Annotated in this window: 21 protein-coding genes; 7 read left to right on the top strand and 14 right to left on the bottom strand. The window is 55.2% G+C overall.

Translation table 11 applies throughout. The annotated features are described in order from the left end of the window. Positions 1-26 precede the first annotated feature (26 nt). Entirely contained in the window at positions 27-995 is a 969-nt protein-coding gene (gene ybiB / locus ABLV66_RS17465; protein ID WP_289577121.1) for a DNA-binding protein YbiB, read from the top strand. Positions 996-1,097: 102 nt separating this feature from the next. On the opposite strand, the gene ybiJ is transcribed toward ybiB, so the two are convergent. The 4 genes from ybiJ to ABLV66_RS17445 all read right to left on the bottom strand — a co-directional run bounded on the left by ybiJ (position 1,098) and on the right by ABLV66_RS17445 (position 4,998). Beyond that, positions 1,098-1,358 (bottom strand): DUF1471 family protein YbiJ, encoded by a 261-nt coding sequence (gene ybiJ / locus ABLV66_RS17460; RefSeq protein ID WP_047049127.1) that lies wholly within the window; start codon positions 1,356-1,358, stop codon positions 1,098-1,100. A 283-nt stretch (positions 1,359-1,641) separates the two neighbouring features. Continuing rightward, complete coding sequence (locus tag ABLV66_RS17455; RefSeq protein ID WP_047049124.1) at positions 1,642-1,908, bottom strand: DksA/TraR family C4-type zinc finger protein; 267 nt, start codon at positions 1,906-1,908, stop codon at positions 1,642-1,644. A 79-nt stretch (positions 1,909-1,987) separates the two neighbouring features. Continuing rightward, positions 1,988-2,665: a PKHD-type hydroxylase YbiX gene (gene ybiX, locus ABLV66_RS17450; protein ID WP_047049122.1), complete on the bottom strand. Its 678-nt coding sequence runs from the start codon at positions 2,663-2,665 to the stop codon at positions 1,988-1,990. Between the two features lie 44 nt (positions 2,666-2,709). Beyond that, a complete protein-coding gene (locus ABLV66_RS17445) occupies positions 2,710-4,998 on the bottom strand; it encodes a catecholate siderophore receptor Fiu (protein ID WP_348876938.1) in 2,289 nt (762 codons plus the stop codon). A gap of 67 nt (positions 4,999-5,065) precedes the next feature. Here ABLV66_RS17445 and ABLV66_RS17440 point away from each other — a divergent pair, with 67 nt between their 5' ends. Then, positions 5,066-5,239: a hypothetical protein gene (locus tag ABLV66_RS17440; protein ID WP_155958909.1), complete on the top strand. Its 174-nt coding sequence runs from the start codon at positions 5,066-5,068 to the stop codon at positions 5,237-5,239. Between the two features lie 112 nt (positions 5,240-5,351). On the opposite strand, the gene ABLV66_RS17435 is transcribed toward ABLV66_RS17440, so the two are convergent. Both ABLV66_RS17435 and ABLV66_RS17430 read right to left on the bottom strand, forming a co-directional pair. Next, complete coding sequence (locus tag ABLV66_RS17435) at positions 5,352-5,615, bottom strand: YdgH/BhsA/McbA family protein (RefSeq protein WP_072251435.1); 264 nt, start codon at positions 5,613-5,615, stop codon at positions 5,352-5,354. 158 nt (positions 5,616-5,773) lie between these two features. After that, positions 5,774-6,388 (bottom strand): flavin reductase family protein, encoded by a 615-nt coding sequence (locus tag ABLV66_RS17430; RefSeq protein ID WP_047049116.1) that lies wholly within the window; start codon positions 6,386-6,388, stop codon positions 5,774-5,776. 97 nt (positions 6,389-6,485) lie between these two features. Between ABLV66_RS17430 and rlmF the strand changes: the two genes are divergently transcribed. After that, on the top strand, positions 6,486-7,400 hold the full coding sequence (gene rlmF / locus ABLV66_RS17425; protein ID WP_015704819.1) for a 23S rRNA (adenine(1618)-N(6))-methyltransferase RlmF: 915 nt from the start codon (positions 6,486-6,488) through the stop codon (positions 7,398-7,400). Here rlmF and ybiO read toward each other — a convergent pair. The 6 genes from ybiO to rhtA all read right to left on the bottom strand — a co-directional run bounded on the left by ybiO (position 7,397) and on the right by rhtA (position 13,977). Then, positions 7,397-9,595 (bottom strand): mechanosensitive channel protein, encoded by a 2,199-nt coding sequence (gene ybiO, locus ABLV66_RS17420; RefSeq protein WP_348876926.1) that lies wholly within the window; start codon positions 9,593-9,595, stop codon positions 7,397-7,399. The genes rlmF and ybiO overlap by 4 nt on opposite strands. Before the next feature lie 111 nt (positions 9,596-9,706). Continuing rightward, on the bottom strand, positions 9,707-10,429 hold the full coding sequence (gene glnQ / locus ABLV66_RS17415; RefSeq protein WP_045395036.1) for a glutamine ABC transporter ATP-binding protein GlnQ: 723 nt from the start codon (positions 10,427-10,429) through the stop codon (positions 9,707-9,709). Further along, positions 10,426-11,085 carry a glutamine ABC transporter permease GlnP gene (gene glnP / locus ABLV66_RS17410; RefSeq protein WP_045364618.1) on the bottom strand — a complete coding sequence of 220 codons (660 nt, stop codon included), beginning with the start codon at positions 11,083-11,085 and terminating at the stop codon, positions 10,426-10,428. The genes glnQ and glnP overlap by 4 nt, the downstream gene beginning before the upstream one ends. A 125-nt stretch (positions 11,086-11,210) precedes the next feature. After that, positions 11,211-11,957 (bottom strand): glutamine ABC transporter substrate-binding protein GlnH, encoded by a 747-nt coding sequence (glnH, locus tag ABLV66_RS17405; protein WP_015367580.1) that lies wholly within the window; start codon positions 11,955-11,957, stop codon positions 11,211-11,213. A gap of 390 nt (positions 11,958-12,347) precedes the next feature. Continuing rightward, entirely contained in the window at positions 12,348-12,851 is a 504-nt protein-coding gene (dps, locus tag ABLV66_RS17400) for a DNA starvation/stationary phase protection protein Dps (RefSeq protein WP_015367579.1), read from the bottom strand. A gap of 238 nt (positions 12,852-13,089) precedes the next feature. After that, positions 13,090-13,977, bottom strand: a complete 888-nt coding sequence (gene rhtA / locus ABLV66_RS17395) for a threonine/homoserine exporter RhtA (RefSeq protein ID WP_045364611.1) — start codon at positions 13,975-13,977, stop codon at positions 13,090-13,092. A 352-nt stretch (positions 13,978-14,329) separates the two neighbouring features. Here rhtA and ompX point away from each other — a divergent pair, with 352 nt between their 5' ends. Further along, entirely contained in the window at positions 14,330-14,845 is a 516-nt protein-coding gene (ompX, locus tag ABLV66_RS17390) for an outer membrane protein OmpX (protein WP_015367577.1), read from the top strand. A 69-nt stretch (positions 14,846-14,914) separates the two neighbouring features. On the opposite strand, the gene ABLV66_RS17385 is transcribed toward ompX, so the two are convergent. After that, positions 14,915-16,492: a phosphoethanolamine transferase gene (locus ABLV66_RS17385; protein ID WP_047050343.1), complete on the bottom strand. Its 1,578-nt coding sequence runs from the start codon at positions 16,490-16,492 to the stop codon at positions 14,915-14,917. A 268-nt stretch (positions 16,493-16,760) separates the two neighbouring features. Further along, positions 16,761-16,886: a manganase accumulation protein MntS gene (gene mntS / locus ABLV66_RS17380; protein ID WP_045395034.1), complete on the bottom strand. Its 126-nt coding sequence runs from the start codon at positions 16,884-16,886 to the stop codon at positions 16,761-16,763. Positions 16,887-17,072: 186 nt separating this feature from the next. On the opposite strand from mntS, the gene mntR reads away from it, so the two are divergent. The 3 genes from mntR to ABLV66_RS17365 all read left to right on the top strand — a co-directional run bounded on the left by mntR (position 17,073) and on the right by ABLV66_RS17365 (position 19,797). Then, positions 17,073-17,540 carry a manganese-binding transcriptional regulator MntR gene (mntR, locus tag ABLV66_RS17375; RefSeq protein WP_015367574.1) on the top strand — a complete coding sequence of 156 codons (468 nt, stop codon included), beginning with the start codon at positions 17,073-17,075 and terminating at the stop codon, positions 17,538-17,540. Next, positions 17,537-18,649 (top strand): anion transporter, encoded by a 1,113-nt coding sequence (locus ABLV66_RS17370; RefSeq protein WP_020079302.1) that lies wholly within the window; start codon positions 17,537-17,539, stop codon positions 18,647-18,649. The genes mntR and ABLV66_RS17370 overlap by 4 nt, the downstream gene beginning before the upstream one ends. Before the next feature lie 107 nt (positions 18,650-18,756). Continuing rightward, entirely contained in the window at positions 18,757-19,797 is a 1,041-nt protein-coding gene (locus ABLV66_RS17365; RefSeq protein WP_063414774.1) for an aldo/keto reductase, read from the top strand. Positions 19,798-19,915: the final 118 nt, after the last annotated feature.

The raw sequence follows: 19,915 nt of genomic DNA, 5'->3' as shown, positions 1-19,915 counted from the left end.
AGCATACCGCTGGAGGGAGCAAGTCGATGGATTACACCAAAATCATCAAAGAAGTCGGGCGTGGAAAGAATCACGCTCGCGATCTGGATCGGGAAACGGCCCGCGCGCTGTATACGCGGATGTTAAACGGCGAAGTCGGCGAACTGGAGCTGGGGGCGATCCTCATCGCGCTGCGCATCAAGGGCGAAGGCGAAGCCGAAATGCAGGGCTTCTATGAGGCGATGCAGCTACAGACCCTCCGCCTGACGCCACCGGTAGCGAAACCGATGCCGATTGTTATCCCCAGCTATAACGGCGCGCGCAAACAGGCCAACCTGACGCCGCTGCTGGCGGTACTGCTGCATAAACTCGGTTTCCCGGTGGTGGTTCACGGCGTCAGCCACGATCCAACCCGCGTCCTGACCGAGACCATATTTGCGCTGATGGGGATCCCGGCCACCACCCACGCGGGTCAGGCCCAGGCGCGTCTCGACGGCCATGAGCCGGTCTATATCCCGATTGGCGCACTGTGTCCGCCGCTGGAAAAGCAGTTGGCGCTGCGCTGGCGGATGGGGGTGCGTAACAGCGCACATACCCTGGCTAAGCTGGCGACGCCATTTGCCGAAGATGCCGCGCTGCGTCTGTCGAGCGTCTCGCATCCGGAATACGTCGATAAGGTCGCGAAGTTCTTTACTGAAATCGGCGGACGCGCGCTATTGATGCACGGTACCGAAGGTGAGGTTTACGCCAATCCGCAGCGTTGTCCGCAAATCAATCTCATTGATGCGGCGGGGACGCGAGCGCTGCATGAGCGAGCCGATGAAAGCCAGCAGGACAAGGTGGCGCTGCCGGAATCTAAAGATCCCGAAGTTACCGCGCGCTGGATTGAGCGCTGCGTGAGCGGTAGCGAGCCGGTTCCGCAGTCGCTGAAAATTCAGCTCGCCTGCTGCCTGGTCGCCACCGGTCAGGCGACTTCGCTCGCCCATGGTCTGGCGCAGGTTGCCGAACGCTGGTAAACGGACAAAAAAAAGCCCGTCCGGTGGCTCGGACGGGCAAACAAGGGTATTTAAAAGGTCTTTTCAGGGTTAATTCAGTGGCATTTCAGAGTGTTGCTGCGATTATTTGTAGATAACCGCGGTACCGCTAACTTTGTTGTTGGTGTTAGCGGAGGTGATGCTGTAGCCGGTTGCGCCAGCGGCATCTGCTTTAGCAGCCAGTTTGGCTTCCAGACCATCCAGCGTCGTTGCGCCTTCAGCGGAAACAACACCGATTTTATTCATGCTTTCTGCCTGTGACGGGGTTACCGGCTGAGCGGCGAATGCGCCGAAGGACAGAGCGGAAAGGGCGATAGCAGCGGCAGCGTATTTGATATTTTTCATGATTAATTTCTCGCATTATGTTCTGTAGAGGACGATGTTCCGTCGATGTGATAAGTATCACGTTTTTTGCCGCGAGATAAAATCGAAGGAAATTCACAGTCTTCATCGAATTTTTTGAATAATGAATAATTTATTGAATATTAATAAATTATTTTCCGCTATTGCCGCGGGCGAGGGGTAAACTAATTGCCATGGCAACTAAAGGCACATTTTGCCACTTTTTTCGCCAAAAAACGTGCGCGAAAAGATAACGCGATCGGCGGTAATGAACGGTAAAGGAAGGTCAGCGTAGCTGGCTATCTTTGGAACCACGGCGATTATATCCTGAATATGTATTGTTATGTAAATCTTTATCCTGTTGGCACTTCACGCAGTATCTGACCCCGGGAATTGCCTTGCGCCGGGCCTCGGGAATCGGCTCTGCGCATTCTTCACAAAATTTGTTGCTCTCACCGCTTGGCAGCTCGCTACGGGCGCGGGCAACGGCATCGTTTACCGTGCTGTCGATTTGATCCTGTACGGCCCCATCGTTTGCCCAACCTGACGCCATGATGTGCTCCTCATCTCAATATCTGTTTAAAGTATAGAAAAGATGGGGGCAAAAAATGACCAGACAAGGTTTAGGTTGCTTAGATTTCCGACCATTCCCGCAGCAGGTTGTGGTACAGGTTGAGAAGCGACAGCACCTCATCGCTCTCGCCGTGGCGGCTCTTTAACTTCTGAATATTACCATCGAGCTCGAACAGCATTGCGCGACGCTTATCGTCGCGGATCATCGACTGGATCCATAGAAAAGAGGCGATGCGTTCGCCGGAGGTGACTGGAGTTACGCAGTGCAGGCTGCTTGAAGGATAGAGCACCAGATCGCCGGCCGGCAATTTTACCTTGTGCTGGCCATAGGTATCATTGACCACCAGTTCGCCGCCGTCGTAGCTTTGCGGATCGTTAAGGAACAGGGTGGCGGAGAGGTCGGTGCGCATCCAGCCGCCCTGACCGTGGCTGCGTACCGCGCCATCGACGTGAAAACCGTAGGTTTCTTGCTGCTGGTAGCGGTTAAACAGCGGGGTGGAGAGCGTTTTGGGTAACGCCGCGGCGAAGAACAGCGAACTGCGGTTCAGCGCCGCCTGGACCTTAGCCTGTAGCTCGCCGTATAACGCGCTGCGCGTATCGACCTGCTGATTGTTTTTTACCTGCGCCCCCTGGGCGCCGGTGGTCACGCGGCCGTCAACCCACTCGGCCTGCTGTAGCTGAGCGGCGAATTCGGCGACTTCCTGAGGCGTCAGGACGGCGGGGATATGGTACATCATGGCTCAAGCTCCTGAGAAAACGGGGCGTTTCCGCCCCGCATCGATTAGAAATGCACGTTAGCAGTTAACAGGAAAGTGCGTGGCTCGCCCGGGTGATAACGATAGCCGCTCTTGTTAATAGACGCGACGTAATTGGTATCAAACAGGTTATACACGTTCAGTTGCAGGTCGAGATTGCGATTAACCCGATAGCCCATTTTCGCATCCGCTACCCAATAGCCTTCGGTGTAGGACGGCGTGCCAACCGCGCCATCTTTGCCACGGTGCATGCTGCCAATGTAGCGGGCGCCGGCGCCGACGGAGAGGGCATCGGTGGCCTGGTACTGGCTCCAGACGGTAAAGGCGTGTTCCGGCGTATACGGCATTGAGCTGGTGCCATCCTGAGCGGCATCGGCGCCTTCACGGATCGTCGCATGCTGCTGGGTGTAACCGCCAATAACCTGCCAGTCCGGGGTAATATTACCGGCCAGTGAAATCTCATAGCCTTCGACCCGCTTCTTACCATACTGCGAGTAAGTACCGTCGTCGTTTTGTTCGACCTCGTTTTCTATATCGGTGCGGAACAGCGCCGCGGTCAGCAGCAGGCGCTTATCCATCAGTTCCCACTTGGTGCCCAGTTCGCTGGTCTTCGCTTTTTGCGGCTGGAAGTCGGTGCGGTTGGCGCTATTGCCGCTGCCGCTTTGGGCGAGGGTGAAGTTGCTACCGCCCGGCGGTTGTTGCGAGATTGCGTAGTTAACGTACACATTGCCGTTATCAGTCAGATGATACAGCGCGCCGGCTTTCCAGTTGGCCAGGTTGCCGCTGGTAGAGGTGTCCACGGTGGTGACCGGCGTATCTTTAGCGACGCCGGTCGGGCAGGCGATGGCTCCACGACCGCTGCCGCCGCACAGGCTGGCGCTATCGTATTTGGTTTGATAGGTATCGAGGCGGATACCGCCGTTCAGCTCAAAATCGCGGGTGATCTGCAGAGTATCGAAAGCGTACAGGCCGAAGGTATCGGTCTGACCGTTGGCGTTAGCGCCGCTGCGGTTCAGGCCGCCGATCGAAATATCGCTATTCGGATGATAGATATTCACCGCCGGCGGGGTGATCGGATAGACGCCGTAGTTAGTCTGCGTTTCGCGGGTAAATTCTACCCCGGCGCTGACGTCATGGCCGACGGATCCGGTGAAAAATTTGCTCGTCAGATTGGTCTGGTTGGTTAGGATCTTGTTGCTGGTGTCTTTGGTGTTTGCCAGACGTGACCAGGTCCAGGTATTGACGTTATTGGGATCCGGTTGAGTAATGTTTGACGCGCCGCCCATGACCGCGGTCATCAGGTAATCCTGTTTCACCCGCGACCAGCGCGTGATGTTGCGGATCGTCGTGTTGTCATTGATATCGTGTTCGAAACGCATGGTCACGGTATCGGTGGTCGAGTCGTCGTAATCAGAGTCCGTACCGTAGAAGTTGCTGGTTGCGACTTTACCAGAGTGGTTCAGCGCATCGGTGGCGGCGTTTGGCGCCGAGTAGCCCGGCAAGCCGATGGTTGGAATACCGCCGTCCGGCGTATTGTGCTGGGTGACGTGCAGATAGTTCAGGTACAGGCGATTCTCAGTGCCGAGACCAAAGGCGACGGATGGCGCGATGCCGTAACGTTCATTTTTAACTTTATCGCGGCCGGCATCGTGGGTTTTCTCTCCCATCAGGTTCAGGCGCACGGCGCTGGTATCGCCAATGGCTTCATTGATATCGAGGGTGCCGCGGCGCATCCACGCGCTGCCGACGCTGGCGGAAGCATCGATCCCGGAATCCAGACGCGGCTGTTTGCTGATCATGTTGATCGATCCGGTTGGCGCGCTGCGGCCGTAGTCGGAACCCGATGGCCCTTTAATCACTTCAACCTGCTCGGTATTAAAGGTATCGCGAGTGACGCTGCCGATATCGCGAATGCCGTCGACATAGATACTGTTGGAGGTATCGGCGCCGCGCATATAGATGGTGTCGCCGGTGGTGGAGTTACCGTTTTCGCCGGCGAAGAAGGCGCCCACGCCCGGCACGTTTTTCAACGCATCGGTCAGGTTAGTGACGCCCTGGTCCTTCATGACCTGCTCTGATACCACCGTGACGGTGCGGGTGGTGTCGGCGATGGGGCGGGAGAATTTTGGGTCAGCGGAATGCGTTGGCGCATACAGCGATGGCGTTTGCGCTTCAACGACCAGGGTTTCGCCGCCTTTCTGTTCATTGCTGTCTGCCGCCAGTACCTGACCCGTCGGGGAGAGGCTCAGGCATAAACCGGTGAAAATCGTCAGTGAACGGAAACTGCTAAAAGGGAGATTGTTATTTTTTTCCATATCCATGAGCAACTTATAGTTTTAATTTGGCCCTGTTTCCCAACATCGTTGTATTGGCGGAAATGAGATGCGCCAATTAACGTCTGCCAGGGTGGGGCGCTTTGCCGATGCGACCGTAAACGGAGTCTGTCTCGTTTCGACCACTGCAGGTGTTCTTAACAATAGCAATGCGTTTGATAATGATTTTGATAACCATTATCAAACAACGGCGGATTTTTATCACTCATTTATAAAAAAATAAATACATTTGTTTACATGGGCTGCATTATTTATACATAAAGGGCAGAAAGCATGATATTCCACGGGTCGAAGTGGGTGTTTTTCGCCCCGTCAGGCTTAGTGCATCAAGCGCGCTATTTATAAATTATCGCGCTTCCCGCCAATTTATTACCGCCGCCGGCGGCGTTAATTCTCCAGGCGAGCGCGCCCTGCTGGTGGGCTTTTTGCGCCAACTGGGCCTGCAAATCGTCAAGGGTGCTGGCGCCGGAGGCGGATACGGTGCCGGACGGGCGAAGCGGACCGGTCTGGGTAAGCGCAGATTCAGGCGTGTCGGCCAGGGCATAGGAGGAGGGGGCGGCAAGCGCGATAAAGAGCAGCGAGAGCAGAGATGTTTTCATGGGTATATCCTCATTAACAGCATGGGACATACCTCAAGTATAGGCCGTTTCGCGAAGAGAATCAGGGTATAACCGGCGGGCAAACAATGGCTTTTTGTCTCACCGCACCTGTTGATGCGAACCCGGTGCGGTGAGGTACGGCGCGTCGGGATTCGCGGTCAGCGAGCGTCCGGACGGGTTAGATCGAAGCGCTGGCTTTCATCAATGCTGTAGTAGGCCGTCGGCCCGCCGGCGCGTAAAATCGGCTGCGCTTTCGCGGTTTGATAGATCCCGTCTTCCAGCAGCGACTCATCAATATGTACGGCGACCACTTCTCCCAGTACCAGCCAGCTATCAATGGCTTCGCCGCTGGCGCGCGTCAACTGAATACACTGCGACAGGCGGCATTCGAAGTGAACCGGGCTTTCCGCCACGCGCGGGGCGCGGACGATCCGGCTCGGCGCGGCGGTTAATCCGGCGCGCAGGAATTCGTCTTCATGACGCGGAATAGAGGCGGAGGTTTCATTCATCGCTTCGGCGAGTGGCCGGGTAGCCAGATTCCAGACAAACTCTTTTGTTTCAATAATGTTCTGCACGCTGTCTTTCCAGCCGCCGCTGGCGAAACCGATGATCGGCGGCCGATAGTTAAAGCAGTTGAAGAAACTGTAGGGCGCCAGGTTGCGCTGCCCTGCGCTATCGAGCGAAGCGATCCAGCCGATGGGGCGCGGCCCGACGATGGCATTCAGCGGGTCGTGCGGCAGGCCGTGGCCTTCGGCAGGTTGATAGAAGTACATAGAGCACCAGAAAGCGAAATAAGAAGATATCCAGACTCCCTTATTTACCGCGCCGCCGTCAACGGGTATCTTACGCGGCTGTTGAAAGGAGATTGCCATGAAAGCCGAAAAGCCGGGGTTGCACCCGCGTAACCGCCATCACCAACGCTATGATTTGCCAGCGTTGTGCCAGACTCATCCCGAGCTACAAAGCTATATCACCCTGAATCCGGCCGGTGAACAAACCATTGATTTTGCTAACCCATTGGCGGTGAAGGCGCTGAATAAGGCGCTGCTGGCGCACTTTTACGCGGTAAAACACTGGGATATTCCTGACGGCTTCTTGTGCCCGCCGGTGCCGGGACGCGCGGACTACATCCACCATCTGGCCGACCTGCTGGCGCAGGATAGCGGCGAGATCCCGAAAAACGCCACCATTCTCGATATCGGTACCGGCGCGAACTGCATCTATCCGCTGATTGGCGCGCATGAATACGGCTGGCGCTTCACCGGTAGTGAAGTGAATCCGCAGGCCTTTGCCAGCGCCCAGGCGATTATTAACGGCAACCCAGGACTGACGCGGCAAATTCGTCTGCGTCGTCAGAAAGAGGGTCAGGCAATCTTTACCGGGATCATTCATAAGAATGAAACCTATGATGCGACCCTCTGCAACCCGCCATTCCACGACTCCGCCGCCAGCGCGCGTGCCGGCGGCGAGCGTAAACGCCGTAATCTGGGGCTGGGGGAAGATAGCGTACTGAACTTTGGCGGCCAGCAGCAGGAACTATGGTGTGAAGGCGGCGAAGTGGCCTTTATTTCGCAAATGATCCGCGAAAGCCAGCAGTTCGGCCGCCAGGTTAAATGGTTTACCTCGCTGGTCTCCCGCGGCGATAATTTGCCGCCGCTGTATCGCCTGCTGACCGAAGTCGGCGCGGTGAAAGTGGTGAAAAAAGAGATGGCGCAGGGGCAGAAACAGAGCCGCTTTATCGCCTGGAGTTTTATGGACGACGCAAAGCGCCGCCGTCCATTTTAAGTCTCTGCCGCCGGGTTTGCGTTGCCCGGCAGCGGCAATAACTGCCAGGTTTGTACCGGCGCGCGCACGCCGGCGCGGTCGAAATGCTGCTTCACCTGGGTATCGAGGGCAAAGCGTACCGTCCACTGCTTCAGCGGCAGCGTCGTAAAGCTGACGCGTAAGGTAAACGCGGTATTGCTCAGCCCTACCAGCCCGGCGAACGACGGTTCGCCAATAATCAGCCCGCGGATCTCCTCCTGCGCCATCAGATCGTCTACCGCCGCCTTCAGCGCCTGATTGGCTTTATCCAGGTCCTCCTGCCTGTCGACATCATAGTTGGCGACCACCGAACCGATCCCGCGCACAAAGTTGGCGAAGGTGGTTATCGAAGACCAGGGAATAATATGGTACGCCCCGGTATCCTGGCGCACGCCCACCGAGCGGATCGACATCCGTTCCACCGTGCCGGTTAATGGCCCGATGGTCACCAGATCGCCGGTGTTCATCCCGTTCTCAAACTGGATAAAGATGCCGGTAATAATATCTTTGACCAGCGTTTGGGCGCCGAAAGAGATGGCCAACCCTAACGCCCCGGCGCCCGCCAGCAGCGGCGCGATGTTCACCCCGACTTCCGACAATAAGATCATTATCGTTATGGTGGTAATGACCACCGCCAGCGCGTTGCGAAACAGCGTCAGCAGCGTTCTGGCGCGAGCGCTGGGCAACGGGCGTCCATGAATGTCCGATGACAGGCGGTTCTCAATCAGGCTTGCCAGTAGGGTCCAGCCGACGGCGGAGAAGAACAGGATTAGCGCGATACGAATCAGGACATCTACCGTTTTTTGCCCGGCATCATTGTGTAGCCATTGCTGAAAATCAAACAGTCCCCAGGCGCTCAGCAACAGCATCACCGCCACGCATACCGTCAGGATCCGCGCGGCTTTCAGCGAGGCGGAGATCCAGCCGTTGAGCCGCTTTTGCAGCTCCGGGTAGTGGCGTTGCGTTTCTGGCGACAGGGTGATGGTTTTGGCTATCCAGCGTGACAAAATACCGGATACCAGCGCCGCGGCGCCGACGATAGCCAGGCTACGTAGCGTCGCGCCCATCATAAATTTGAGGCTGTTGCCGGGGTCAAAGAGCGAAAAGAAGAACAGCACGATAAAGTAAGCACAGGCCAGCCAGTGCCAGACCAGCGCAAAAGCGCGAATAAACAGGCTGAAGAAAGGCAGCGAGCGGTCGGCAAGATGGATAAGCCCCTGAGTGATGGCGCGTTTGTTGTGGAAAATCAGATACAGCGCCCACACCGTAATGCACAACATTATGATGACGTTGGCCAGCGCGCCAATCTGCACGTTAACCTGATTGGAGATAATCGGCACCGCTACGATCAGCCCGTAACCAATCAGGCTACTCAAGGCGCTGAGGCGTAAGTTCCAGTACGTTGCGTGTTCGTTGCTGATATTGAAGGGGCGTAAATCGGCGATTCGCGGGCAAAAAATCACTCGCAGGATGGCTTTAAAAAACTCGATCAGCGCGAAGGCGTTAAGAAACAGGCTTTGTTGAAAAGCAATGGTGCGGTTGCCGCCGTTTAAACGATCGCTTAACAGCTGCCCGATAAACAGCGTTAGCGCCAGCAGCAGCAGGTCGATGATGAAAACGCCAGCAATGGTGGCCGGTAACTGCAGCCAGTTATTGCGCTCACGGTTTTTGTGCCTTCCCCAATGGCCCATTTTGCGATAAAGCGGCAGCGCCGCCAGGCGTACTAACCACCAGAAGGCAAATACCAGCCCGGCCAGCAGCAGGAAGTCGCCAGCGGCATTGCGAAACGCATCGGCATGGAAAGGCTTATGCGGTGAGCCGGTGATATTGCGCCATAGCTGAGAAAACCGCGACGACAGGCGCTCGCTATACTGACGACTTACTTCCGTCACGCTTTCCAGAACGGTTTGCTCGTCTTTAACTTCTGGCGGGGTCAGCGTGGGGGCGGCGGCAGGCGGCTGGGTGGCGGCGGCTTTACGCAGCTCATCGATTAACTCCTGCCGCGACTGCGGATTATCCAGCACGTCAGCTAATGCCGCCCAGGCGGCTTTTTTCTGTTCGAGGTCAGGCTCGCTGGCTGTGCTTTTGTCGGTTGTCGCCGCCGGTATGCCGGGCAATGACGCCGCCGACAGCGGAGAAATCCACAGCGCAGCGAGCAACAGTAGGATCCACGGCATGGGCGCCTCCATTGCATCTCAAACTGCTAAGTATAGAAGGGGTCAGACGAGGAGGAGCGTTGGGATGAATCTGGAAAGCGGCTCTCCCCTTGCCGGGGAGAGCCGGGCGCATCAGGCTACGTGCTGTAAAAACTCGCGCAGACGCGGGCTTGGCGGGTTCTTAACCAGAACCTGCGGGTCGCCGTCTTCGGCGATGCGGCCTTTATCGATGAAGATCAGCCGCGACGCCACTTTTTCAGCAAAGCCGATTTCGTGGGTTACGATGACCATCGTCATGCCTTCTTCGGCCAGGTCCTGCATGACTTTCAGCACTTCATGGCGCAGTTCCGGGTCAAGCGCCGACGTCGGCTCATCAAACAGCATCATTTTCGGTTTCACCGCCAGCGCGCGGGCAATGGCGACGCGCTGCTGCTGACCGCCGGAAAGTTCGGATGGATAGTGGTGCGCGCGTTCCGCGAGACCCACCTTCGCCAGCAGCTCTTTCGCCAGCGTTTCCGCCGCCGCCTTCGACGCGCCGCGCACGCGCTGCGGGCCGAACATCACGTTCTCCAGCGCCGTCAGGTGCGGGAACAGATAGAACTGCTGGAATACCATTCCGGCTTCCTGGCGAATTAAGCGCTCGTCAACTTTCGGGTCGTTCACCTTCAGGCCATCGACGATAAGATCGCCGCTGGTGATCTCTTCCAGTTTGTTGATGCAGCGCAGCAGCGTGGATTTACCGGATCCGGACGGCCCGATGATCACGACCACTTCACCTTTGTCGATCTTCAGATCGATATCGTGCAGCACTTTAGTCGGGCCAAAGTGTTTGGAAACGTTTTTAAATTCAATCACAGGATTTTCATCCTTCTTTCAAGACGACGCAGAATGAAGCTCAACACCAGGGTGATGATCAGATAAATGACGGCGACGGCGCTCCAGATTTCCAGCGCGCGGAAGTTGCCGGCAATAATTTCCTGGCCCTGACGGGTCAGTTCGGCGACGCCGATAACGATGAACAGCGACGTATCTTTGATACTGATAATCCATTGGTTACCGAGCGGCGGCAGCATACGACGCAGCGCCAGCGGCAGGATCACGTGGCGGATAGTTTCGCGACGGGAGAGCCCCAGCGCCAGACCCGCTTCGCGGAAACCTTTGTGGATGGACAGCACCGCGCCGCGGGTGATTTCCGCGATATAGGCGCCGGAGTTGATCATGATGGTCACCACCGCGGCGGTGAATGGGTCGATGCGTAAGTCGCTAAACGCCATCGGTAGCGCGAAGTAGATGAACATCACCTGCACCACAATTGGCGTGCCGCGGATGATTTCAATAAATACCAGCGCGACGTGGTTGGCTATCCAACCGCCGAAACAGCGGGCGAAACCGGCCACCAGACCGATGATAAGGCCGCCAACCAGGCCGAGGACCGAAATCCACAGCGTCATTTTGGCGCCTTCCAGCAAAATAGGAATGGCGGGCCAGATGGCACTCCAGTCAAACTGCATAATGTGTTCCTGTTACTGTTACCGTGTCGAAAGCAGAGAAAGCCTCTGCGAATACGGCGCCGGGGAATGAAACCCTGGCGCCGTGGAGCCCGCGGCGGATTGGCCGCGAGAAGTAGGCCTAATTATTATTTTGGTTCAGTACCGAACCATTTTTTGTAAATTTCGTTGTAGGTGCCGTTTTCACGCAGCGTTTTCAGCGCACCGTTCACTTTTTCGCGCAGTTCGTCGCTGCCTTTCGGGAAGGCGATACCGTAGCTTTGCGCTTCCAGCGATTCGCCTACCGCTTTGAACTTGCCCTGACCGGCGGTTTTAATGAAGTACAGGATGTTTGGCGTGTCGTGCAGTACCGCGTCAGCGCGGCCGGTGCCCAGCTCCATATAGGCGTTATCAATGTTCGGGAACTGGCGCAGATCTTTGGTTTTGATGTTGGCTTTCGCATAATCAACGGAGCCGGTGCCGCTCTTCACGGCGACCACTTTGCCGTTCAGATCTTTCACGTCTTTGATGTCATTGTTTTTCGCGTTAACCATCACCAGCAGGCCGCTTTTGTAGTAGCCGTCGGAGAAGTCGATTGCTTTTTTACGCTCGTCGGTGATGGTGATCCCCGCCAGCGCCAGATCGATGTTTTTGGTCTGCAGCGCGGGAATGATGCCGCTGAAGTCCATTGGTTTCAGGGTGTAGTCCAGTTTCAGCTCTTTGGCGACCGCGGCCCACAGGTCAATATCGAAGCCGACGTATTTATCACCTTGCTTAAATTCAAACGGAACAAACGCCGTATCGGTGGCGACTACCAGTTTTTTATCTGCGGCGTGAGACGAAACCGCAAAAGCCAGGGTCAGTGCAGCCAGTGACACTTTTAATACAGACTTCATAGTATTTCCTTTTTTATCCACGGGACGAGCCCCTGCGAGAACGTGTAGCCTAATGAAAAAATCGTGCCAGTTTTACAAGCCATTGTTTTTCAACAGGAGCTTTCATATCGTTTGCACAATTTCGGTTATCCGATAAAGCAAATGCACCGTAACAGGGCGTCATTTTGGTGCAATATAAACGTAGCGAATAACCAGAGCATTTTTAACGCAAACCCTGATGGGAAAACAATCTTGCTGTAACGATTGTGTGAGGTGATTATTACAATTGTTTTACTTTAGTACGTATTGTGTACAAGCGCCTGCACCAAAAGAGGGCGAGCTAAGCGATTACGGGGGGAAGCGTGGGAGAAATGAAAAATGCCGCCAGCGGGCGCTGACGGCTGCGGACATTTATTCGATATTCGCTTCGATGAACCACAGGAATTTATCCAGGTCACGGGAAGCCGCGGTAAAGATATCGGCGGTGTCTTCATCCTTCGCTTCGCTGATCGCTTTACGCACATCATTGGCCACGATGGCATAACGGTCGGCCAGTTCTTTCAGATGTTCCTGAACGGTGTGAATATCCAGCGGGTAGCTTTTCAGCGGGCTTTTGCTGTTGATGACCTGAGTGGTGCCCAGAGCGACGCCGCCCAGTTGAACGGCACGTTCAGCCATCGTATCAAGGTGATCGGTGAGCGCAGTGCGGAAACCATCCAGCATTTCATGAACGGCAATAAAGTTGGCACCGCGCATATTCCAGTGGGCCTGCTTGGTAATCAGCGACAGGTCGATGAACTGGATCACCTGGCGATTCAGCAGCTCAACGGTAGCTTTCTTCTCGTTGTCTGCGACATCGTTACGGGTATAGAGCAGGTTAGACGCTTTAGTTTTAACCAGTTTTGCGGTACTCATAGTTTCATATCCTCTTGATATTGATACTCGTCATACTTCAAATTTGAATTATGTAGAGCGTTTGTCCCAAATGACTTCGGGACTAATTATAGCAAGGGATATTGGATATGAGGCATCGGCTGTCCATATCAGTCCGATAGCGCAGAGTTGTTGGCTATTTAAAAAGATTTATAAAATCAGATAATTAAAAGTAAATAGCTGGCTCGCTATGAACGCGAGCCAGTGCGGTAACAAAATCTTAATTTATATCGACTTTCTCGATTTTGCTTTGCCGCTGCATGGTCAGCGTCGAACCCATTGAGGCGATGATAATCGCCCCTAACGCCAGAGTTTGCGTCAGGGTCAGCGTCTCGCCGAGGAACACCATTCCCGACAGCGCCGCCAGCGCCGGCTCCATGCTCATCAGCGTGCCGAAAGTGCGGGTGGGCATCCGCGTCAGGGCGATCATTTCCAGCGAGTAGGGCAGGGCGGTGGAGAGAATGGCGATGCCAAGCCCCAGCGGCAGCAGCGACCATTGCAGCAGCGTATCGCTGGCCTGGACGATACCGATGGGCACAAAAATCACCGCCGCGATGAGCGAGCCCATGGCCACCGTCGCCGGGCCGTGTTCTTCGCCCGCGCGCTGGCCGGTAAGAATATAGACCGCCCAGAATGCGCCGGCGCCGAGCGCGAACAGCGCGCCGACTAAATCCACTTCCCCTACGTTTTGCCCAAGCGGCAGCAGGAACCACAGCCCGAGCACCGCCAGCGCCACCCAGACGAAATCAAGCGGGCGGCGTGAACCGAAGAGCGCCACCGCCAGCGGCCCGGTGAACTCCAGCGCGACCGCGACGCCGAGCGGGATCCGCTGCAGCGATAAATAGAAGAGATAGTTCATCGCCCCTAGCGCCACGCCGTAAAAGAACAGCGGCAGCCGCTGCTGCGGGGCAAAACGTAGTCGCCACGGCTTAAAAATAACGACTAAAATTAAAGTGCCGAGCGTCAGGCGCAAAGCGGTGACGCCCGGTGCGCCAATCAACGGGAAGAGCGATTTCGCCAGCGATGCACCGCTCTGAATCGAGACCATGGCGATCAAAATAACCAGTATCGGCAACCACGCCGGAACTTTACGGGACGAGCCGGGCATCCTTTCTCCTGTCAGGGTTTGTCAAAAGAGGTAAAGGTTCCAGTGTACTGGAATAACCGCTTAACGGTTTAGCGATTGTTGAAAAAAGAGGGTGGAAAAACAGTACAATGGCGTAAAATACGTAGGGGAATACCTTCACGGCTAAGAATAATCTGGATGCGCAGCGTTTGCTGCTGGTAATCGTTAAGCACTTTTTGCGCGAAAAGTGTTTGATTTCCAGATTGTTACGAAATCGTGGAAACTTTTGCTTACATGAAAAAGTATGTTAGACAATGTAAAGTCAAAAGAGTTTCCCAAAAGTTTTTGATATATTTAAGACTTAGGACTTATTAGAAACACATTTGAGGTGGTTATGAATAAAATTGCACGTCTTTCAGCACTGGCCGTTGTTCTGGCTGCATCCGTAGGTACTACTGCTTTCGCTGCAACTTCTACCGTTACCGGTGGTTACGCTCAGAGCGACATGCAGGGTAAAGCCAACAAAGCAGGCGGTTTCAACCTTAAGTACCGTTACGAGCAAGATAACAACCCGCTGGGCGTTATCGGTTCCTTCACCTACACCGAAAAAGACAACACCAGCAACGGTACTTACAACAAAGGTCAGTACTACGGCATCACCGCTGGTCCGGCTTACCGTCTGAACGACTGGGCGAGCATCTACGGCGTAATCGGTGTTGGCTACGGTAAATTCCAGAACAACAACTTCCCGAACCAGAAATCCGACATGAGCGACTACGGTTTCTCTTACGGCGCTGGTATGCAGTTCAACCCGATCGAAAACGTTGCCCTGGACTTCTCCTACGAGCAGTCTCGTATTCGTAACGTTGACGTCGGCACCTGGATTGCCGGTGTAGGTTACCGCTTCTAATCACTTCGGTGATATAAAAAATCCGCCTCAAGGGGCGGATTTTTTTTGCCTGTGATTCGGCGATGCCGTTTAGTTGACGGTAAACTCGTCGCTGCCCAGATGGTTGTAGTCCACCTTCTGTAACTGGAAATTGGTGATATACACCGGTCCGGCTTTCTGTTCTGAGATAAAGCGATAGCGCGGGGTAATTTCCTGCGCGCTGATCCCGGTCCACTGCGCGAAGAAGCTGAGAAAATCATTCGCCGAGCGGCGGGCTTTAATCATCTTATGCGCTTTATCGTCGCTGGAGAGCACCATAAACGGCACCTGGAAGTTCTGTTGATATTTGTCATCATGGGCGAGATATTGCACCGCTTTACCGCGCTCTTTAAACGCCAGACCGTGATCGGAAAAATAGGTGAGCGAGAAAGTGCTGCCGGAATTCTGCAGCTGACCGTAGAGCTTCGCCAACAGCGCGTCGGTTTGCGTCACGCTGTAGAGATAGCATGAGGTCTCCTTTGACTGCACAAAGGTGGTGTATTTGCCTTTGGTACGATCGCAGGCCTGCGGGTGCGAGCCCATGATATGTAATACGATCAGCTGCGGCTGGCTGCGCTCGACTGATAAGACTTGCTCGGTCAGTTTCAGCAGTTGCTCATCCTGAGTATTTTTATTGGCTTCAAAATCACCGTTTTTCAGGAACTGCACCTCATCGGCACGTTTGGCGATGCTGGCGATAGCGGTGTCGTATTCACCAATTTGTCCCTGATTGGAGAACCACCAGGTCTGGAAGCCCGCGCGGTTGGCGAGGGTGACGAAGTTGTCCTGATACTGGGGTTTACCGTCAACCACCCGGTTGAGGGTCAGGCCAAGCGATTTCTGCGTGGAGCCGCTGGCGGCCACGTAGTTTTTAAACAGATAGCCGTTGACCGAGCTGGCGAACGGCGTGTTGTCCCAGTGGCCACCGAACGCGCCAAGCGCATCGCGGCGCGCGCTCTCGCCAATCACCACGACATAGAGATGGTACTTCGGCTTCACCGCCAGCACGTGCCAGCTATCTTTCATGTTAGCCAATTGCGCCATCCGCGCCTGTTCATCCAGCACTTCGTTGTTATTAACGATCACGTCTTTTACGAAGCGCACGGCGGGATAACCGCTATCAATGACTTTAAAGACGCCGCCCCAGGCCAGATTCTGCACAGGCTGCAGGAAAAAGATGCCGATGCTAAACAGCAGTCCCAGATATTCCACTTTGCCAAGGCGCGCGGGCGGCTGCGGTTTGCGCCGTACGGCAATGACGCCGAGAGCGAAGATGAATACCGCCAGCAAATAGTTGTACCACGGGAAAATAGTGAGAATTTCCGTCGACTCTTCAACATTCGTGGCGTGCAGCGCCAGCAGCGTATTGAAGTTTGGCGCGCCGTAAGCCTGGCCGAAGGGATAGTACATCGCGGCCAGCAGGGAATAGAGGCCAACTACCCCTTTTTGAACGCGCGGGAAGGTGCGCCAAAGCAGATGGAGTACGCAGGTAAACGCAACGGTATAGAGCAAGCTAAATTCATACCCAAGCGCCAGATTAATCAACAGCGACTGTAAAAAGTAGAATCCTGTCCACGGGTTCAGGGCCAGTCTGCGGGCGGCCAGCGTTTCTTTCAGAGTGACATTCATAATTCGTAATCAACAAGACGCCATGTTCGTCCCCTGGCATCAAGGGGGTAAAACCTGCTGGACAGTGCGTGAAGAGGGTCTCTGCGAGCCGCAGTAGTGGCAGGGCTGACAAACGATAGGGCCTGCGAATGGTAAGGTCAACTGTTCATAACAGATTGTTTTGCGAGAAAGCTTACAAAACTTGAAAAAAGCGCTGAAAGACGAGGTAACCAGATAGGTTGGCGGGGAAAGATGACAAAAAAATGAAGCGGCGTACCGCGACGCCGCGTTAATGTTTAGGTTTGTCCTGCTGCGGTTTGCCGTTGATCATGTCGCACAGCATGCCGATCAGCATTAAGCGTACTTTGAAGGGTGAATGGCTAAACACGTTTAAGCACCTCTTGAATTCGTTCATGGTTATTCCTCCTGCCTTTTCGCGCCGTCAAATCCGTGATGGCTGTTTGCATTACATACAGATATAGCACAGGCTATATTTTATAGCTATGGCTAAAACGTTAATTTTTTGTGCTATGAGCGCAATCCATTACAATGTGGATCCTTTTATATGATGCTTGATGCGTCACACCAACGAGGAAGCACAATGAACCGTCGCGCAGGTAAGCCCATAACTAAAAAAGTGACGCAGCTGGTTAATGTCGAAGAACACGTAGAGGGGTTCCGTCAGGTGCGCGAAGCGCATCGCCGCGAGCTGATTGATGACTATGTGGAGCTGATTTCCGATCTGATTAACGAAGTGGGCGAGGCGCGCCAGGTGGATATGGCTGCGCGTCTTGGCGTTTCGCAGCCGACGGTGGCGAAAATGCTTAAACGTCTGGCGAGCGTCGGCTTGATCGAACAGATCCCCTGGCGCGGGATCTTCTTAACCCCGGAGGGGGAGAAGCTGGCCCATGAAAGCCGCGAGCGTCATCAGATTGTGGAAAACTTTCTGCTGGCGATTGGCGTGAGTCCGGAGATTGCCCGCCGCGATGCGGAAGGAATGGAACACCACGTTAGCGAAGAAACGCTGGCGCAATTCAAGCTGTTTACCCAGAGATTACACGCAGAATGAATCTCCCTTTTGTGCAGTCGCTTGCCCGTGACCGTTTCCTGCATCTTTTGTTACTTATCGCCGTTATCCTTAGCCTGTTCGTTCCTTTCGCGCCTCAGCGCTGGGGACAGGCTATCGACTGGCACACTATTATTACTCTCAGCGGGCTAATGCTGCTGACCAAAGGGATTGAACTGAGCGGCTATTTTGATGTGCTGGGGCGCAAAATGGCGCGCCGTTTCGTCACCGAACGCCAGCTGGCCATCTTTATGGTGCTGGCTGCCGCGCTGCTTTCCACTTTTTTGACCAACGACGTCGCGCTGTTCATTGTCGTTCCCCTCACGTTAACGCTAAAAAAATGGTGCGCCATTCCGGTGAATCGGCTGATTATTTTTGAAGCGCTGGCGGTTAACGCCGGCTCTTTATTAACGCCCATCGGCAATCCGCAGAATATTTTACTGTGGGGCCGCTCCGGGCTATCGTTTCTTGCCTTTATCGGCCAGATGCTGCCGCTGGCGGCGGCGATGATGATCACGCTATTGGTGCTGTGTTGGTTCTGTTTCCCTGCCGCTCGGCTCAATTATCAAAGTAGCGACAAAGCGCCGGAGTGGCGGCCGCAGCTGGTGTGGAGCTGCCTCGCTTTCTACCTTATCTTTCTGGCTGCGCTGGAGATGAAGCAGGAACTCTGGGGACTGGCGCTCATTGCCGTCGGGTTCCTGTTGCTGGCGCGAGCGGTGATTATCAACGTCGACTGGTCGCTGCTGCTGGTGTTTATGGCGATGTTTATCGACGTTCACCTGCTGACGCAGCTGCCGGTGCTGCAGCAGTGGCTGAACGGCGTCGGCCAGCTCTCGCATGGCGGGCTATGGCTGACGGCAATCGGACTGTCGCAGTTTATCAGCAACGTGCCATCGACTATTTTGCTGCTTAATTACGTGCCGCCAACGATGCTGTTAGCCTGGGCGGTGAACGTCGGCGGTTTTGGCCTGCTGCCCGGATCGCTGGCGAACCTGATTGCGCTGCGGATGGCCGGCGACCGCCGGATCTGGTGGCGTTTTCATCTTTATTCCATTCCGCTGCTGATCTGGGCGGCGCTCACCGGTTACGCCATGCTCGCGCTGTGGCGCTGATTTTCAGAGGATTGGGCAAGAAACGGGCAGGAACACCCCATTCGTGATGACGACGCTCGGGCTATAACTATCTGGCTGACGTTAATCATCCGAATGAGGACACTGCTATGCGTTATCAAAAACTGGGAAATACCGGCCTGTTTGTCTCTGAGCTGTGCCTTGGCACCATGACCTTCGGCGGCGAAGAGGGGATGTGGGGAAAAATCGGCCAGTTGCGCCAGGCGGAAGCCGAACAGCTGGTGGGGAGCGCGCTGGATGCGGGCATCAACTTCATCGATACCGCCAACGTCTATTCAGAAGGACGCTCGGAGGAGATCACCGGCCAGGCGTTAAAGAACCTGAAGATACCGCGTGAAAACGTGGTGGTGGCGACTAAAGTGTTCGGCGAAACCGGCACCGCCGGGGTGAACTCGCGCGGCAGCTCCCGCTATCACATCATGGGCAGCGTGAAAGAGAGCCTGCGCCGCCTGCAGCTCGATCATATCGATCTCTACCAATTGCACGGCTTCGATCCGGCGACGCCTATCGAAGAGACGCTGTCGGCGCTGGATACCCTGGTGCAGCAGGGGCACGTGCGCTACATCGGCGTTTCTAACTGGGCGGCCTGGCAAATCGCCAAAGCGCTGGGCATCGCGGAACGCCTTGGGCTCTCGCGCTTTGCTTCTCTGCAGGCTTACTACACGATTGCCGGGCGTGACCTGGAGCGCGAACTGGTGCCGATGATGCAAAGCGAAGGTCTCGGCCTGATGGTCTGGAGCCCGCTGGCGGGCGGTCTGCTGAGCGGTAAATATCGCCGCGATGGGCGGGCGGAAGCGGGCGGTCGTCGCCTGGAGTTTGACTTCCCGCCGGTGAATAAAGATCGCGCCTTTGACTGCATTGACGTCATGCAGGTGATAGCCGAAGCGAAAGGGGTCTCGGTGGCGCAGATTGCGCTGGCGTGGCTGCTGCATCAGCCGGCGGTTACCAGCGTTATTATTGGCGCCAAACGGGCCGAACAGTTGCAGGATAATATTGCGGCCACCGCTATTCGCCTGAGTGAAGATGAGTTACGCCAGCTTGACGCGGTCAGCGCGCTGCCGCGCGAGTATCCGGGTTGGATGCTGGAGCGCCAGGGGGAATATCGCCGTAAGCAGCTTGACGCGCAGTAACGCCGTTTTTTCCGTGCTTATAAAGATCGCCGCTTGCGGCGATCTTTTTTGTTTGTATGGCTCACAGAAAACGATCCTGCTTTTGCTTCGGCGGTGGTTTTTTTGTATATGACTAGTC

Origin of the sequence: Klebsiella sp. CN_Kp073 (assembly GCF_040065495.2) — a bacterium.
Taxonomy (GTDB): domain Bacteria; phylum Pseudomonadota; class Gammaproteobacteria; order Enterobacterales; family Enterobacteriaceae; genus Klebsiella; species Klebsiella aerogenes.
This window is presented reverse-complemented; position numbering and strand designations above follow the sequence as displayed.